Raw genomic sequence first — 18,162 nt, 5'->3', positions numbered from 1 at the left:
TCTCCATTCTCATTTAATGATAAGCAACGGCTTTTATATTATCATAACCCCTTGGTGTTGGCAAATTTTTGTTCATGTTCAATAAGCCATCTTTTCACATCAAGTCCGCCAGCATAACCTGTGAGCTCACCATTTTTTCCAATTACCCTATGACAAGGTATGACAATCATAATCGTATTTTTACTATTTGCATGTCCCACTGCTCTTGATGCCTTGTCATTTCCAGTCCAAATTGCCAATGTTTTATAAGAGATGGTTTCACCATAGGGAATATTCAACAGATGTTGCCATACTTTTTTTTGATACTCAGTACCTTGCGGCAAAATCGGCAGGTCAAAAACCATTCTCTTACCTTCAAAATAATCTCTTAACTGATCTTTAGTCCTATCCGTAATTGGATTTGGATTTATCCTTCGATCTGCATGTTCGCTTTTAAGCAAATCAAGCTTCATCAAATGAGACTCATCGGCCATAATTTCTAAAATGCCAAAGGGAGCGACGAATTCATCTCGATATACATTAGTCATATAAATACCTCCATAAGTAAAAAGTCACGTATGCCTCATGCCCTTTCCAAAATTTTGACAGCAATTCAATTTCCGCTATCGTCGGTTTCTGTTCTAGATTCATAATACCTTTAATTGCGTTGTGAATCCCCACATCCGCAATTGGAAAGGCTTCTTTTACATCAAGACATTTGAGCATAATATAATCCGCAGTCCAATGCCCAATGCCTCTCACTTTCAAAAGTTTTTCTTTAATCATCTCGTATGACTCCATATGCTTAATCTGAGTTTCATCCAAAGCCCCTTGACAAAAAAGATTTGCAATGCCAGTCACATATTCTGCTTTGCGTCCTGAAAATTGCAAATCTTTTAAATCATCTGTCCTCAAGCAAGCGATTCTTTCTGGCGTGGGAAATAAATAATAGCGCTCACCTTGGAAAGTGATGGACTCGCCGTAGGTTTCAATCAGTCGTTTTTTTAGTGTATAGGCGAACTTCAAATTGATTTGCTGTCCAATAACAGACCAGCAAAAGCCTTCAAACAAGTCCATAATTTTGACAATCCTAAGGCCTCTATACCTTTCAGTGACATATCTTACAATCGAATCTCGCTTGCCGAGTTCATAAAATGAGGTCAACGAGGTTTCTAAATCAAACCATGTTCTAACATAATTTTTTATGGCTTCAACTTGCAAATAATCTCTTATCACACCAGTGAGCAGTGTGATTTTTAACGCTTGATTATCTTTCATGGGGATAATTTGAATTAAATAATATTGCCCCAAGCATGGAATAAGTTTGATAAGAGTCCCCTCTACAACTCTGTGAAGGCACTCCAATTCCGATCTGTTGAGATAGACGAGACACTCGGAAAAATTAAAGTCTTCTGGCGTTTCTAAAATAATCTCATCCATGAATAGAGGTCCTTTCTGGGCACTCTCGAAATTTTTTAGGAGATGTGCCCGTTGCCATTTTAAAATGTTTATAAAAGCTGGATATGCTTAAAAAACCAACATCATAGGTTATTTTCAAGATCTCCTCATGAGTTTCCTTTAAAAGCACTCTTGCATGATCAATTCGGACTTTAGCGAGATATGCTTTAGGTGTCATATTGCACGCCTTTTTAAAAGCGCGTGTCAAATGATTTTGACTCAACCCATTTTGATTTGCAAATTCGAGAAAGTTTATTTGTTTAGCGTAATGACGATCCACATAGACTTTCAACATTACAACGATATCTTCCAAATGCCCTGCGCTTTTACCTTCAGGTTCACAAATTTTACAAGGTCTGAAGCCATCTTGTTTCGCTTCATCAGCTGAATTATAGAAAATCACATTTTTTTCTAATGGTTTCCGCGCACGACAAGATGGTTTGCAAAATATACCTGTCGTCTTCACTGCTGTATAAAAAACACCATCAAATTTGGAATCTTTTTTTATAAATGCCTGCCACATTTCTGCATGTGTCAACTGCATAAAGACACCTCCTGTTACCCTTTTTAAAAGGTTCGTCTCTTAAATCTCGTATACGTCCCGTCGCTTATAGCTTTTATACTTCTTATCCTTTATACTTCTTATTATATACCAATCGTCTTCTTTTTTTCTTCCTAAAAATGATCAAGTAATTTTAATGTGATTCCATAAACTAATTGTGTTACAATTTATATAAATTATTAAATAGCAATTTAGCTTATCTGTTTATTCCATTTAAAATCGAGGTGAGTCCATGCATTTCATAAACACTAAAAAACCATCACTAGACAAGCTCATCAAGTTATTTGATGCCTCTAATATTGGTTTATGGGAAATGTTTCCTGATAATACGGTTCATTTTTTCAATGCGAATTTTTATAAATCATTTAACGTATCCCTTGAAAATTCAACATTAGATCAATGGATTGCCAATATTCATCCCGAAGATCAATCACAATTTGAAAAAGGCATTGAAACTCATGTGCATTCAAGAATAGAAAGTTTCAAATCTGAATACAGAGTTTACAATAGAAGTGGAGAAATAGTTTGGATTGAAGCTCAGGGCATTGCAAACTTCGATGAATCAGGCAAACTCATTTTTATGGTAGGTTCGCACACGGATATAACACTTCAAAAAAATTACAATGAAAAGCTTTACCAAATGGCATACTTAGATGAACAGACCCGTTTTTTTAATCGTAAAAAACTTGAAGAAGACATCACAATATACATTAGAGCAGCGCATCCATTTACAATTGTACTTCTTGATTTTGATCCCATTTACCATTTGGTTAAGATTTATGGTCACTCTTTCTCCAAGGAAATTCTCGAGCTGGGTTCAAAAGTGATCAAGATGCTCTCTAAGGATCAATATCAAGCCTATCGAATATCCAATAGTGAGTTTGCACTACTCTCAAAAGATATCGTTGAGAGATCTGCTGTTATGAACTTATTTACTCAACTTCAAAAGTCCATATTGAGCTATTCAGAAAAAATAAAATTTTTAAGTGCTTCTAAGTTTAATATGAGCGCCCTAAATTATCCCATTGAAAATGATCCCCTAACAGCCGAGGAAGTTCTCACTAGAGCTTATATGACACTCATGGATTCTCAACGCAAGGGCTCCGGCATCATATCTTTTTATAGTGCTCAAACAAAGGCATGTATTCTCAGAAATCTCCATATCGAAACACATATGATGCAAGGCTTGCATCATAACGAATTTTATATTGTCTATCAGCCCATCTTGGAGCTTCAAGAAAAAGAAATTGCCTGTTTTGAAGCACTTTTAAGGTGGCATTCCAGCGCGTTCGACCTTATCATGCCGGATGAGTTTATACCTGTATCCGAAGCAAATCAAGAAATCATTGCACTGGGAAACTTTGTGCTTGAACGGTCTTGTGCTTTCATTGCAGCTTATAACTTTAAACACAAAACAGAAGTTAAAATTGCCGTCAACGTTTCCATCATTCAACTCTTAGACCCATCCTTTTCTGACCGAATAAAAGAGCTTGTTCATCAATTTGCACTTGCACCCAATCAACTCATATTAGAGATCACAGAATCCATCATGTTTGAAAAATCCGATTGCATCATGCACAACTTGAAAGATTTAAAGGCACAAGGTATCGGTATTGCTCTGGATGACTTCGGTACTGGCTACGCTTCACTCAACAACTTGATACAGATTCCACTTACAGAACTTAAAATAGATAGAGAAATCATGGCACAAACGCTCAACAACACCTCTGTCATAAGCTTTTTAAAATCTATCGTTGATCTCTGTCATAAAAATAATATCACCATTGTCGCCGAGGGCATTGAAACCATAGAAATGGCTGAAATCGCAGTACTTTTAAATATTGATTATCTACAAGGCTACTATTATTCAAAACCTTTGAGCTCAGAAGAAGGGTGTAAATTAAGTCCCAAAGCTTTCAGTAAAAACTAGATTCTTATGATTTGATTATAAAAAGGGCCGTTGCTCATCTAATTTCTTAGATTTGCAACAGCCCCTTTTATTAAATTTTTAGACTCACTTACTCTATTTCACTTTCTTTATGCGATCAACCATTTTTTGAAAAAATGTTTTTTTCGGTGGTGCTATTTCAACAGGTGACTTTGAGTCTGACTTTGGCTTTGAAGAAATGATAACGGGTTTGGATATGGTCACAACTGCTTTCTTTTTTACATCTGATTGTTTTGAATTGGACACCGGTTTGCTCGTATACTCATATTTGCCTTGATTTGTCTGTCTCGAATTAAACTCTTTACGAGTTGATTCAAGACGCTGTCCACTATTTGAAGAAGATCTTTTAGCTGTCGATCCCTTAGCAGTTGAATTCTTAGATCGAGCAGTTCTATTCGTACCGCCGTCCACATGTTTGGGCTTAGAACGATGCGATTGGGAATGTGGCGTTCTCGCTCTAGGAGGCGTTGGTGCAATCCCCACCCATTTCCCAGATGCATTTTTAACTGCTTCTCTGACAGCTTCATCTGTTGGCAATTCCTCTTCATCTATCAATACGCCTGTATGCTCTTCAATCTCATAAAGATTCCTGATTTCAGAAGTTGTCACAAGTGTAATGGCTTTACCGCCATTTCCAGCACGTCCTGTTCTCCCAATTCTATGAACGTAACTGTCTTTTTCTGAGGGCACATCATAATTAATAACCAAAGTCAAATCATCGATGTGGATGCCACGGGCTGCAACATCAGTGGCTACAAGTACTTGTAATCCACCCTTCTTAAATTTTTGTATCGTTTTGGATCTACGCGTCTGTGTGTTTGCACCATGAAGAGAATCCACAACATACCCTTTTCTGAGCAGAAAATCATTGACGCGATCCACCACATGCCGCGTATTACAAAATACCATACAGCTATCTGGCTGCTCCAATTTTAAAAGTCGATCCAACTGAGTTCTCTTTTCATCTGGTTTAACGCGATAATAGATCTGTTTGATCGTATCCACCGTTTTAGTATCGGATTCAAGTTCTATCGTCACAGGATCTTTCATATATTCTCTACAAATTTTTTGAATTTCATTTGGCATCGTTGCAGAGAACAACATTGTGACTCGGTTCTTCGGCAACGTTTTAATGATTTTAACCACCTGATCTATAAAACCCATGTCTAGCATTCGATCCGCCTCATCTAGAACAAGATATCGAATCGTCTTTGTAGAAATTGTTTTTTTACTAATGTGATCATATACACGTCCTGGTGTCCCTGTGATAATTGCCACACCGCTTTTGATCTTACTAATTTCTGTATCCATATTGTGCTGTCCATACACAGCCGTTGTGTTGATTTTTAAATATTTGGACATCCGCGTAAGATCATTGTCTACTTGAACCGCCAATTCTCTAGTGGGTGTCAAAATAAGCGCTTGTGGTCCTTGATCAGCGTTGTCAACAGACTGCAACACTGGTATCCCAAACGCACCGGTCTTACCGCTTCCCGTTTTCGACATCACAATCAGATCTTCAGAATTTAAAATACGTGGAATTGCTTTTCCTTGCACGTCTGTTGGCGTAATGAATTCCATGTTCTCTAACGCCTTTACAATCGGTTCCTTTATCCCTAAATTACTAAATTGATTTTCCAAATTGCCTTCCTTTTCTCAACTTTATCATCTGCTCATATAGAGTCATTGACTGATGATCCATAGCAACATCTGAACGCGCTCCCAATAAAGCCGTTTATCGGCCCCGCTTTTGAATTCATTGCTCTCGATCCAATCCTGTTTGCAATACTAAGGCGAGTTTATCATGATCATGAAAACTCGCCTTAAAATATGATCAGAAATTTCTCCAATATCTAAAGATTATCATACATCAATATAAACGTCTACTCTTAATCTATAAGGTCTCTGTTGAATCTAATTTTGCGATTGGCAGTTTGATTGTAAATTTGGTGCCCACGCCAACGGTACTTTCCACACTTAATTCACCCTTATGGAATTCTTCTACGATTTCCTTGGAAACAGAGAGTCCTAGCCCCGTTCCAATGCCCTTCTCCTTGGTTGTATAGAAGGCTTCAAATATGTGTGCTTTGACTTCATCATTCATACCAATACCGTTGTCTTCAATTGTGCAGATTACCTCAGAGTCAGTCGATCTCGTTTCAATACAGATCTCACCCATACCATTTTCATAGCGTGCAACAATTGCATGGTTTGCATTGATGATCAAATTTAAAAACACTTGTTGAAGCTTTGAATCATTTCCCTTTACAAAAGGCAGTTGCTCATCCAAATTCAGCTTCGCCAAACTGGTATACTTAATTTCATTATGCGCAATTCGAAGTGTCTGACTGATTAATGCGTTAATATCACAATCCAATTTTTCCGTCTCATCTTCTTTGCGCGAATAGCTCTTGAGATCAGAAACGATGGTTCTAATCACGTTTAACCCTTCTCTGTAGCTGTTAAAAACGTCTTTAAGATCTTCAAATAGATCAGAGTCACTCCCAAGTGCCTTCTCTAAAAGTTCTTCGGTTTCAAGAAGAAACTGAGTATTACTCAATAAATAGCTTAATGGATTGTTGATTTCATGAGCAATACCTGCGATGAGTTTGCCAACAGATACCAGACGATCTTGCTCTTGGAGGGCTCTTCTGAGCTGTTCTACTTCTTGATGGTCCTTAAAATCTTCCTGTTTATCCTTAAAAGTAAACAGATAGCCTTTGACAAGCTTAGGATCGTTGTAATAAGAACCATCTCTCAAAGCATCATAAATGCGAATATTGCCGTTAATATCCTTGAGTTGAGCGATACCCGACCATGACTCGTGACCCAATGAATCCATATCAATGCTGGCGCTTTTCTGATCGATCAGCTTAATGTCCATCTCCCTCAAAGAGTAAACGTTGTAACCATACTCTAACAGACCAAACAACTCAATCGTCTTTTGATTTGCATAGAGAATTTCATAGACATCATTTGTATAAATAATTAAACGATCTGATAAATCTGCCGCGTCGCTCAATATTCTAGAAATTTCAGTTTGTCTATTCAGTTCTGTTAAATCTTGTATAATTGTGAGCACTTGTTTGACCTCTCCGTTGTTGTCAAACAAAGGTGCACTATGCCATAACGTTTCACGCAGTATATCATTATCATCGACAACCGATATCATAAATTCTTGAGCATATCCTGCAAACAATCGATTGTAATAATAGCTGAAATCCTTAAAGGTATCTTCATTTAAAACATTTTTCAAATCGAGGCTTTCCTTTGTCTTTTCTGGACTTTTAAAGAAATCATAGGCTTGCTCATTTGCCACAATTATTTTAAAATCCTCTTCCCAAACAATACTTGGAAGCGGCGAATACTCAAAGAACTTTATAAACGATTCCTGCTCAAGTAAAAACTGTTGAATCACATTGGCTTGATCTGAAAGATCCTTTAACAAACAGTAAATCTTAACGTCATCACACGCCTCATCAAATTCAACTCTACTGTTCACCATGACACTGATTTCTTTTCCAAGCGAGGTCTCAACATGGCACATAAAAGCATGAGTTGTTCTGGTGAATAAATCCTCCCATTCATCTCTATCGTTTAATGTAAAAAACTTCGTTATCGGTTGATTGACAATCTGCTCAAAATCATATCCCACAAGCTCCATAAAGGATCGGCTACAACTCAGTATCTTAAGTGTATCGTCAAATTCTATAAAACTCAAATCTTTTAACTTCATGTGATCGTTGACGATATTGTTATCAAATTTCTGAAGCAATTTTAAATCTTCGTTGAATTCTTCTGAGAACAAGCTTTCAATTTCAAGTGGAGATTCAGTAAGTGCTTTTACTTGAATATCACTGATGGGATAACTAAACAAGAAGCCTTGTATATATCTGATATTTTTATTTTTTAAATAGATGAGTTGTTCTACAGTCTCAATACCTTCTGCTATGACATTTAATCCAATTTGATCTGTAAAGGCAATGATGCCATTCGTTAAAAGAGTCGACTGTATAGAAGTCCCAATATCGTCAAAAAAAGCTTTGTCCATTTTTATATAATTTGGATTTATATTGTTAATTCGAGATAATGACGAAAAACCTGTTCCAAAATCGTCTATGGAAATCAAATAGCCAGCCTCTCTAAATTGCGTCAAGTTACTGTGGACATTAAAAAGATTATAAAAATCTTGTGATTCTGTAATTTCAATAGATACCTGATTAGGAGATATATTGTGCCGATTGAGCAAATTGTTGATTTGCTCGAAAAAATGTTGATTCATCAGCTGAACTACGGAAACATTAATCGCCATAAAAACATCAGGCATTGCCTCTTGAATCTCAGACAACAATTTTATAGCTTTATTAGCCACAAAGAACCCTACATTTAATATGGCTTGATTGCCTTCTGCGATACCAATAAATTCAGCTGGATGCACAATGCCCAGAGTTGGACTCTGCCATCTGACTAAAGCTTCAAAACCTTTGATGCAATTCTCATGAATATCAACAATGGGTTGATATAATACAAATAATTCGTTATTTAATATTGCATCCTTAAGCAAGATTTCAATCTGTTTTGTTCTTTCAAACTCACCTTCAAGGGCTTCACTATACTCTAACAACTTCACCTTTTTCTTAATTGCATAAGTCAAAGTTGCATCCAAGTAGTGCAAGTCTTTCTGCATATCTTGATTAGTTACCTTTGAGCGAATCCATGTTACTGTAATATCTGGATGAATTTGATGACTTTGAACAGTGACATTTTTGATCAGTTCTTGATACAGAGGATCAATTGTATTTTTTTTGAAATCCGATTGTGTTGTTTTCGCCGTTCGAATTAAAATGACAATTTGATTTTCGCTCCATTGGAATAAATTGCCTTCTTCCACAAGCGATTCAAGCTTCCTCACAATGATACTCATCAGCAAATCTAAGAATTCTTTATCAAAGTAGCCCATGAGCAGTTTATAATCCGTTATCGTCACCAGCATCGCCACTTGATACGAATATAGATGTTCGTTTTGAAGCAAATACATCCGATTAAAAATCTTACTTACATTATCCTTATAGGCAAGATCAAAAATCGTCTCATCCGCTCTCTTCTTTTCACTAATGTCAGTGGCAATGGACACGTAGTATATTTCATTTGTTTCTTCTAAATACAGTCTGGATATACTCTGTCGAATTGTCACAAGTTCGCCCGATTTAGTTCTATTAATAAACTCGCCTTGATAATATCCCTTATTTTGAATTTCAAATTGCATCTGATCATAAAATTTAGGATCTAAAATCCCTGACTTAATAAAATTAGGTCTATTGCCTATACATTCAAACCGAGTATAACCATAAGTCTTTTCAAAACTCGGATTGACATCAATGATCAAACCATGATCATCTACAATCATAATGGCTTCCACTGCATTGCTAAATACAGATTCTCTTATGGCAATGTTTTTAAAAATTTCTTTTCGTTTGGTAATATCACGTATATCTACAATGCTGAACATGATTTCATACTTGACAATAGTTTGAATTTGAATATCTGCATAGAATACAGATTGATCCACGCGTTTCACGCTTTGATCTAAGAGTAAATAAGTCCCTGCCTCATTTAACTCACTGGCAATTTGAGTATCCATATGGATAAAGTCTTCAAAGACAAAATTTTCGATGCCTTCCCTTTTTAACTGTAATAACCTTTGGGCCTTGGAATTCAAATTTTTGATAACATATTGCCCGTTTTCGTTTTTTTGAACAAGGATGAAGGCGTTAATATTCTTCATAAAGGCCTTAAAGTAGTCCAACATATAAGATTCATTGGCAAGTCTCAAGTCCTTCTTTAAATTGGAGAGCACCAGATCAATAATCAAAAGATAGGCTATCCATTTCATAAAAAAGAGTAGGTTTTTAATGTCTAAGTTGTTCTCAAAAATAGGTGAGTAGAGCATCAACACTGCCGACAGCAGCATAGCGGATATAAGACCGCGTTCCAATATATAGTTCTTGCCTTTATGCTTAAAACCTCTATAGAGCGAAAAGACAAAAAGAGCAGTAAAAGCAAACACTTCTAATTCTTTTGAGACAATAATCAATACCCCAGATGAATGATTCAAATTAATCTGGAAATCCGTCCAGAAATCAAAAACAAATACAAGTGTCACTGCAACACAGAAAAGGATCATCCTTTCAGGCGTAATTTTCACAGATTCCTCGTTATCAAAGATTAAGATGAGAACCATAATGATAAATTCACCTATCAAAAACGTTGAATCTGCCACATCTGAAATGCCTATGTAAAAGAAATGCTTTTGAATATGCTGAAAACTTGAAAAGAGTAGAGTAAAGAGCATCATAAGCTGTAAAATTTTTGACAAATTTAATCTTCTATCCTGTATTAAGATAAGTTCATAGACACTGAGTACAATAAGCGCAATTGGAATGAAAACATCCAAGAAAACGCCATAATACATATATGGGGAAAGCTTGAAAACTACAAATGAGATTACCAGCAATAAAACACTTACAGTCCTGTATAATAAATGGATTTTTTTCATTATGAGCACCTCTAATCTATGTAACGTGTATTCGATTAATACCCACTATCTTCTCATGTACTCTTACATTTCAAACATCCTAAATTCTTTTATGGGACTTTAATTATGGGACTTCAGCACGCATGCCGTAATTCCTAAAAAACCAGCACCTTCATTGAATAAAGGGCTGGTTTTTTCAGATCTCTTTTAATAAGATGCCATTTTGGATTTTTGAATTTTAAATTCTTGCTTTATATCTGAAATGAGGGTCTCAGAAGTAATTAGGTCGTAAGCCGTTCCTGCAATGATCTTCGTCGCCTGCACCACAGCATTATGACCACGCTCTGTTTTACCATCATCCAAAAATTCTTTTGAATGCGAAGAGACATTTTCATCCACAAAAGCGACTCTAATACAAGCGCCAGGTATTTGATACATCACATTGCCAAAATCTGTAGAACCCGTTTTTTCTCTTGCACCTCTAATACATGGCGCTTTTGAAAGTTCTGCGTTGGACATGAGACAATCATTAAGTGTAAGTACAGGAATTTTGCTCTCTAAATTTTTTTCAAGTTCGATTTCATACTGTGTGTCCGTCATAAGAGATGCACCTTGAACAATTCTCTTAAACCGCTCTAAAAGATCGCTTAGATAAAAAGAATTATAAGACCGCAGGCTAAAAGTCCCAACGGCTTTTGCAGGCACTACATTGTTGGGCCCACCTGCATCTGCCACTGTATAATGCATGCGCGTATCTTCAAGTACGTGTTCCCTTAGAAATTCAACACCATGAAATGTGAGTAGCAATGCATCCAGTGCACTTCTGCCAGTCTCTGGCTTAAGAGCAGCATGTGCACTTTTCCCATGGTAAGTCACTTTGACACTGGCAGCCGCAAGAGATCTTATATCCGTTTGAGTTGCAGGTCCACCATGCATCATCAAGGCCACATCTATATCCTTAAAACAACCTTCCTCTAGCATGGTGATTTTTCCTCCGCCACCTTCTTCTCCAGGTGTGCCATAAATCACAAGTTGATAGGTATCTGCATCTAAAATATATTCTTTTATAGCTTTTGCCGCTCCTACGATGCTAGGACCTTGCATATGATGAGCACAACCGTGCCCCATACCTGCAAGTGCGTCATATTCACAGAGTAGTCCAATACGCTTGCCTTCAATCGCTTTCCCGTAAGTCGCTCTAAAAGCCGTATCAAGCGAGCCCAATCCTCTCTCCACATGAAAGCCTTCTTTTTCTAAATAATCCGTCAGTAGAGTCATTGCCTTGTATTCTTCAAAGGCCAATTCAGGATGGTCAAAGATGTAATCCGCCATCGTCAACAATTCATCGGATATAGAGTCGATTGATGTAAATAATTTTTCTTTATCACTGTTATTCATTAGCTGTCTCCATTTACTTTATTCACATAGGTCCTAAATTGATCATTTGAGCAACAAATACGAGCACACAACCTGTTGCAACCCAAACTAAAAACATCTTCCACATAAATTTCATCCAGCGATCATACGGAATATTAGCCGCACTTAAAATCCCCATTAGTGCTGTGGAGGTTGGCAGTACATAGTTACTAAAACCATCTCCAAAGTTGAAAGCTAACACTGCCGTCTGTCTCGTGATGCCCACCATATCCGCTAAGGGCATGATAATCGGCATTGTTGCTGCCGCTTGGCCACTACCCGATGTTACAAAGGCATTGATAAAATTGTTCGCAATATACATCGCGGCGCCCTGCATAAATGCCGGGACCATATTTAAGGCATTGCCCAACCCAAATACGATTGTATCGATGATATGTCCTGCACTTAAAACACCAGAAACTGTTTTTGCCATCCCTATGATAAGTGCCGCCGACACCATTTTTTTTGCGCCATCAACAAAGCAATTTGCGATCTTACTCGGTCCATATCCAGCGGCAATCCCAGCAATGATGCCCAACCACAAGAACGCAGCGGAACTCTCTGTGAGTCCCCAATCGAGTCGGATGCCACCATATACAATCACAGCTAATGCACCTACTAACGATAGGATTACAAGCCACTTTCTTGTATCCATATGCCCCATATTATCCAAATTCATGTTGTCGGATAAACTGTCACTTTGATCGAGTTCATACATCGGACTTAAAGTAGGCGTTTTACGAACGGATTTTGCATATCGAATTAAAAAGAGATTTGTTACGATCATATAGATCACAAACGAAAAAGCTCTATACTCTATGCCTGAATACAGTGGTAATTCACCAATTTTTTGAGCTACAATCGTCGTACTGGGGTTCAATGTTCCAGTTGAAAATCCAACTGCGCCACCAAGCAAAATGATGGCGACCCCCACGATGGAATCAAATCCCATGGCCCTTGCAATCATAACCATTACAGGTGCAAATCCAATAAACATATTGACCCCTTGAGTCGTACAGATCAGCCCAAAAGTCAAAGTGAGTATGGGGATAAAAATAGACTCTTTATGTGAAAATTTACGCGCAATCTTGCCGATGGCACCTTGTAAAGCACCACTTGTTACAATAACATTAAATGCGCCTCCTGATAGAATAATCAGGAAAAACAAATTCACAGATTTAGAAAGGCCTTCCACGATAAAAGTTGGAATTCTAAAGAGGCTTACAGGCGTTTTTTCTGAAAAACTAAATGTCTCTGGATTAATGACATTGATGCCTTGATCGTTCTTAAATCGTTCAAATTCTCCTGCTGGTACAACCCACGTCAATACAACCGCAAATAAGATGATGAATAAAATGATGACAAAGGTATGTGGTACTTTAAAAATTTTCTTTTTCTCCGATCCTTTCGGACTCATATGGATTCCCCCTTTTTTATAAAGCTTAACGCTTTGTCTGTATTCTAGCACTTCATTTTTCAAGGGAGAAATACTAATATTCTATACCTTAGCGATAAAAATTATTTATAGCTCATCACAATCCATTAATATATATTCTATAAATTTCTTAACTGCTAAGTTCTCAATCGCCTCTTCTTTGTACAAGAGTATAGTAGGCTGTATAATGGGCACGCCACTTTCCCAAACCAAAGGATAGAAGAACAGATTTTTTCTATTTTTCACGTGTATTTTAGGTAAAAATGTCCACCCCAATCCTTGAGATATTAATTCCATGCAGGCCTCTATCGAATTCACCTCGATCACTTTTGGATTTGGCACCACATGGTATTTTTCCATCCACCATTCAAATAATAATTTATCTGATTCCGTAATAGCAGAAGAACGATCTTGAATCCAAGGCTCTGATAAAAGTGTTTCAAAACAAATGAGCTTAGACGTTATAATGCCTTTGGGTTCTTCAAAGATCACATGTTTGCATTCCGACCAGTCCAGGTCACCGCGCTTGACAATGAGATCAACTTCACCCTGCTTCAACATATTGGGTAGCTCTAAAGTGCTTGATCCTGTTTTTAAAACGACCTCCACGTCTGGAAAGTGTTCCGTGTATTCCTTTAAAATGTGCGCAAGTCTATACTTTGCATATACAGTACTCACACCGATTCGAACACTTCCTGAAATCGTCTCTGAAACTTTTAGTACCTCTTTTTTGAGCTGATCCATCCGCACTGTCATTTCTATAGCATACTTTAGAATGATTTCACCTTGCGGTGTGAAAGTAACCCCGTTTGAATACCTATTGAGCAATGGCGTATTAAATTCTTTTTCTAATTTATTGAGCCTATAAGTCAGCGCAGGTTGGGATATATACAACCTTTGAGCTGTCTTAGAAAGACTTTTTTCTTCATCAATTAATTTGAGTATTTGCCAATCTCTCGAATCCATGTAATCCCCCTCAAATAGATGTTGCAATAAATTTGGCTTATAGACGCATTGAAAACGAATACATTGCTGTTTCGCTGATAATTTGTTTTGCTGATAATTATACTACACTTTAAATAAAACACAAATTTAAAGAGCAAGCGACCCTTTTCTCACAGGTCTACTTGCTCTTTAACTATTCCCATCCTCTATCCGTATAGCGTCTGTTGATATTCTCCATTTCATTTCTTTCAAGGGAAAAATATAAGATATGGTATTTGATAATTGGAATCTTCATCAGTTCTAACCAGCCCTTATATACGCCCTCTATAAACGCCTGACGCCACTCTGGAATCCGATTTAATAGTGGGCATGCGTGAATTTGGTCCTTCTCAATAACAAGCGAGAATCCATTCTCGTCTAGATGAGGCTCAAAAGGATAAGTTCTGCACTGCACCGGTCTTAAATCTCTAAGACAACCTTCTGACTCGTGACAAAAAATATAATACAACTTCTTTATTTTAGGTGGCATATCATAGATTTGACAGCTGTGAACTTCATAATCCACGGCCTTGCCTCTTTGCATGTACTCAAATTCAAGCGGTAAAAGGTACATGCCAAGCCTCTCACCTGTTCTTTCTTGACGCCTGCAACAGTGATACCCGCAAAGTTCACCACAGTTGCCTTCTATTATGGGTTCATTCATAAGCTGATATGCCCTGTTAAATATCGCTTGATAATCGATTTGAGTTTTTACTTGATCACGTCTTAACACTTGTGCTCCATTTCTATTTTTTGATCTTAGACCTTTATTACAATCTTATTTTTACCCGTTCTTTTAGCTTCATAAAGTGCTTCATCAGCACTTGATATAAACGCATCCATGCTGACATACTCTTCTGGCTTTAGCGAGTACACACCTATACAGACAAGCGGTTTTACAACAACTGTTTTACCTTGAAATTCTACGTTGATTCTATGAACCGATTCAAAAAGTTTATCCGCAACGATTTTTGCGCCTTCCTGATCCGTATCATTTAAAACCACGGCAAACTCATCTCCACCAAATCTTGCACAAAAATCTGTACTCCTCGGTATAATCTCTTGGATTTGCTTTGCAAATGCCATTAAAAAATAGTCCCCAAAGATATGACCGTATTCATCATTAATTTTTTTAAAATCATCCACATCAATCATCAAAAGAGAGATGTAATTATTACTCCTCTTTGCAAGTTCCAAATAATCTTTCAAAACCATGTTAAAGTATCGTCTATTGTAAATACCCGTTAACGCATCCTTTATGGACACTTTTTCAAGTTCGCTATTTGCTTCTTCAAGTTTATCATTAAGTCTCGCAAGTTCCATATTGCGAACTGAAATCATTTGATTTTCTTTAATTTTATAAATGCTAAACAATAAAAATAGGAACATGGCTGTATAGAGTATATAAGCATATAGGGTATTATACCACGGCCGCTCTATTGTAAAAGTCACAATTTCCGGTTCTGTATACTCCCCTTGAATCGTTTTTACCCTCACAGAAAATTGATAATTTCCAAATTTTAAATTAGAATACGAAGCATAGCTCCGGTCACCGCTTTCAACCCAATCTTCATCCACACCAGATAATTTATAACTGTACTGAATTTGCGATAACGTTTCATAATCTAATGCGTTAAAATCAAAACTGATGTAGTTTTCGTTTGATTTTAACACATAATTGTGGTTATTGAAAATTTCTATAGATTCATCTATAGGTGTATTGTAAATGGAAATATTCGTAATGTAAACAGGAGGCATCTTATCGCTTACAATTTCAGTTACTGGCGAAAACTTTGTAATGCCATGCGTTCCTCCGAAATAGAGATACCCCGCACGATCAACAAAACCGTCTCCAGTAAACATATAACCGCCAATACCATCTGCCAGAGATAAATTAATGATCTTTTCGGTTTTCGAATCCATTATAGAAATGCCATTATGTGTTGCGATCCAAATGCGTCCATCATTAGACGCTTTTATGCTTATCGCTGTATTGTCAATAAGGCCATTCATCTCTGTAAAACTTTTAAAGGTATCCGTCTCTTCTAGATATCTAGAGATGCCGCCGCCAACCATTCCAATCCAAATATTTCCTACTGTATCTTCAAAAATGGCTCGCACGGTATTACTTGCAAGTGCCGAGTGATCACCCTCCTTTTTAAAATAGTACTTCATCACATTTTCTTTAGGATTATAAACATTTAGCCCATTATTTGTTCCAATCCAAATATGTCCCTTTTTATCATTTACAATACTATAGACTAAATTATCGGTTAATTTATTCGAGGTGCTGTCCACATTAAAATGATTGATTTCATTGAAATCTTGATCATACTCATAGACGCCATCTAAATAGGTGCCCACCCATAAATGATTTTGCGCATCTACATTAAGCGCATACGTAATCGTTCCCTTAGGCACTATACTGGTCTCAATAAAGCTATCTATTTCTGCATTATAGCGCTCAATGCCCGTTCCCGATGCAACTAAAAGTGCCCCATTGTACTCAATTATTTTCATAATTTGATCGTTTTCTAGCCGCCTTGAATCTGTATTAAAACTATTATACTTGATCATGCTAGCCGTAGTTTCATCATACAGATTAAGGCCTTTATTGTAAACTGCAATCCACAATCGATCCTTTGAATCCTTATAAATCGTGTTGATCTTACCAGCATCTAATGTCGTCGGATCATCTGGATCATTTGAAAATTCAAGATAATTGATCTTTCTGGGGTTGGTCTTATACACACCGTTACCGTTGGTGCCTATCCAGAGGATGCCCGATTGATCTTGAGTCATGGCATAGACCACAGAATGTCCAATATCACCTTGTTTGCCTGTTCCAGGGAAATGATAAATCCGATCGTCTTTCTCACTGAACAAGCCCCCGCCCCAAGTGCCTACCCAAAGGGTTTGATCCTCTGTCTTTTCTATCGCATAGACGCGGTTGTCTTGAAAATTATGATGTCTTATAAAGTTAAAATCTAAATCCACCTCTAATACGCCACCATCCCATAGTCCTAATGAAAGCGTCCCTTGGTCGAACTCTTTAATGCTCATGACATAGCTGGAAGGATAACTCATTTCAGCTTTAGTCAATTGATCTTTTACTTCATCATAATAAAAAAGGCCTTCGTAAGTGCCCACCAAAAGCCGATCTCTAGAATCCAAAAAAATGCTTCTAACCACTTTGCCTGCCACCGGATAGGTAATAAACTTCCCCGTTTCTGAATCGAATTTATTGAGCCCATCCATGGTACCAAACCAAAAGACATCATCTTTATCTTTTCCAATTGCCACCACCACATTATTCGACAAGCCATGGTCTTCAACGGTATAATTTGTAAATTCTTTGTTTTCGATATCTAATTTTGAAATGCCCTGATACGTTCCCAGCCAAATCTCATGTTTTACTTCATCATAAAACATCGTTTGGATTAGGTTGTGAATAAGCCCTTTCGTATCAAACGGATTATTCCGATAGCCAACGGAATCCTTCCCATTATACCTAAAAAGGCCACCCTGCGTCCCAAACCAAATAAATCCGTTTTTATCCTGAACAATACTGGACACAGATAAATCCTTTAAGCCTTGATCTCTTCCGATCCCTTCAAAGTTAGGCATCCTATCTTCTTCAAAAAAAGTATCTGTGAAAAATACATTATTTTGACTTAAAAGTACTATTAGTACCAACATGAAAACAAATACTTTTCTCTTCATATGCTATTCTCCCTTTACCGCAATATAAGCCTTTTATACCCCAATAGGACCGGTTCATTCTCAATATTTCTACGAAACTTTGTTGCGTTCAAAAAATTCATAAGCTCTATTTCACAACTCTT

Annotated in this window: 11 protein-coding genes; 1 reads left to right on the top strand and 10 read right to left on the bottom strand. The window is 37.1% G+C overall.

What is annotated here, in order from left to right; genetic code table 11:
• Positions 1–41: 41 nt before the first annotated feature.
• Genes ISU02_RS10155 through ISU02_RS10145 form a run of 3 tightly spaced genes read right to left on the bottom strand, consistent with a single transcriptional unit; the run spans position 42 to position 1,981 of the window.
• A complete protein-coding gene (locus tag ISU02_RS10155; RefSeq protein WP_194701713.1) occupies positions 42–527 on the bottom strand; it encodes a methylated-DNA--[protein]-cysteine S-methyltransferase in 486 nt (161 codons plus the stop codon).
• Positions 520–1,419 carry a DNA-3-methyladenine glycosylase family protein gene (locus tag ISU02_RS10150; RefSeq protein ID WP_194701712.1) on the bottom strand — a complete coding sequence of 300 codons (900 nt, stop codon included), beginning with the start codon at positions 1,417–1,419 and terminating at the stop codon, positions 520–522. The genes ISU02_RS10155 and ISU02_RS10150 overlap by 8 nt, the downstream gene beginning before the upstream one ends.
• Positions 1,412–1,981: a bifunctional transcriptional activator/DNA repair enzyme AdaA gene (locus tag ISU02_RS10145; RefSeq protein WP_194701711.1), complete on the bottom strand. Its 570-nt coding sequence runs from the start codon at positions 1,979–1,981 to the stop codon at positions 1,412–1,414. Before ISU02_RS10145 ends, ISU02_RS10150 begins: the two co-directional genes overlap by 8 nt.
• Before the next feature lie 250 nt (positions 1,982–2,231).
• On the opposite strand from ISU02_RS10145, the gene ISU02_RS10140 reads away from it, so the two are divergent.
• Entirely contained in the window at positions 2,232–3,929 is a 1,698-nt protein-coding gene (locus tag ISU02_RS10140) for a putative bifunctional diguanylate cyclase/phosphodiesterase (RefSeq protein WP_194701710.1), read from the top strand.
• Positions 3,930–4,022: 93 nt separating this feature from the next.
• Here the strand turns inward: ISU02_RS10140 and ISU02_RS10135 are convergent, their stop codons facing one another.
• From ISU02_RS10135 to ISU02_RS10105, 7 genes are all read right to left on the bottom strand, one after another.
• Positions 4,023–5,588, bottom strand: coding sequence for a DEAD/DEAH box helicase (locus tag ISU02_RS10135; RefSeq protein ID WP_194701709.1), 1,566 nt, complete (start codon positions 5,586–5,588; stop codon positions 4,023–4,025).
• Positions 5,589–5,841: 253 nt separating this feature from the next.
• Positions 5,842–10,503 (bottom strand): EAL domain-containing protein, encoded by a 4,662-nt coding sequence (locus tag ISU02_RS10130; protein WP_207736253.1) that lies wholly within the window; start codon positions 10,501–10,503, stop codon positions 5,842–5,844.
• Positions 10,504–10,689: 186 nt separating this feature from the next.
• The gene (locus ISU02_RS10125) at positions 10,690–11,880 is read right to left on the bottom strand and encodes an amidohydrolase (RefSeq protein WP_194701707.1); all 1,191 of its coding nucleotides are present in this window, start codon (positions 11,878–11,880) and stop codon (positions 10,690–10,692) included.
• Positions 11,881–11,902: 22 nt separating this feature from the next.
• On the bottom strand, positions 11,903–13,315 hold the full coding sequence (locus ISU02_RS10120; RefSeq protein WP_194701706.1) for a YfcC family protein: 1,413 nt from the start codon (positions 13,313–13,315) through the stop codon (positions 11,903–11,905).
• Positions 13,316–13,420: 105 nt separating this feature from the next.
• Positions 13,421–14,299: a LysR family transcriptional regulator gene (locus tag ISU02_RS10115; RefSeq protein WP_194701705.1), complete on the bottom strand. Its 879-nt coding sequence runs from the start codon at positions 14,297–14,299 to the stop codon at positions 13,421–13,423.
• Between the two features lie 172 nt (positions 14,300–14,471).
• Positions 14,472–15,050, bottom strand: a complete 579-nt coding sequence (locus tag ISU02_RS10110) for a hypothetical protein (protein WP_194701704.1) — start codon at positions 15,048–15,050, stop codon at positions 14,472–14,474.
• A gap of 26 nt (positions 15,051–15,076) precedes the next feature.
• Entirely contained in the window at positions 15,077–18,040 is a 2,964-nt protein-coding gene (locus ISU02_RS10105; protein WP_194701703.1) for a ligand-binding sensor domain-containing protein, read from the bottom strand.
• Positions 18,041–18,162 lie beyond the last annotated feature (122 nt).

Source organism: Fusibacter ferrireducens (assembly GCF_015352425.1).
Classification (GTDB): Bacteria; Bacillota; Clostridia; order Peptostreptococcales; family Acidaminobacteraceae; genus Fusibacter_A; species Fusibacter_A ferrireducens.
The sequence above is the reverse complement of the archived record's forward strand: the minus strand, read 5'-3'. Positions and strand labels throughout refer to the sequence as shown.

Coding starts and splice junctions, on each gene's coding strand:
- ISU02_RS10140 (WP_194701710.1), top strand. CDS start 2,232: ATGCATTTCATAAACACTAAAAAACCATCACTAGACAAGCTCATCAAG.
- ISU02_RS10145 (WP_194701711.1), bottom strand. CDS start 1,981: ATGCAGTTGACACATGCAGAAATGTGGCAGGCATTTATAAAAAAAGAT.
- ISU02_RS10115 (WP_194701705.1), bottom strand. CDS start 14,299: ATGGATTCGAGAGATTGGCAAATACTCAAATTAATTGATGAAGAAAAA.
- ISU02_RS10155 (WP_194701713.1), bottom strand. CDS start 527: ATGACTAATGTATATCGAGATGAATTCGTCGCTCCCTTTGGCATTTTA.
- ISU02_RS10150 (WP_194701712.1), bottom strand. CDS start 1,419: ATGGATGAGATTATTTTAGAAACGCCAGAAGACTTTAATTTTTCCGAG.
- ISU02_RS10125 (WP_194701707.1), bottom strand. CDS start 11,880: ATGAATAACAGTGATAAAGAAAAATTATTTACATCAATCGACTCTATA.
- ISU02_RS10120 (WP_194701706.1), bottom strand. CDS start 13,315: ATGAGTCCGAAAGGATCGGAGAAAAAGAAAATTTTTAAAGTACCACAT.
- ISU02_RS10105 (WP_194701703.1), bottom strand. CDS start 18,040: ATGAAGAGAAAAGTATTTGTTTTCATGTTGGTACTAATAGTACTTTTA.
- ISU02_RS10130 (WP_207736253.1), bottom strand. CDS start 10,503: ATGAAAAAAATCCATTTATTATACAGGACTGTAAGTGTTTTATTGCTG.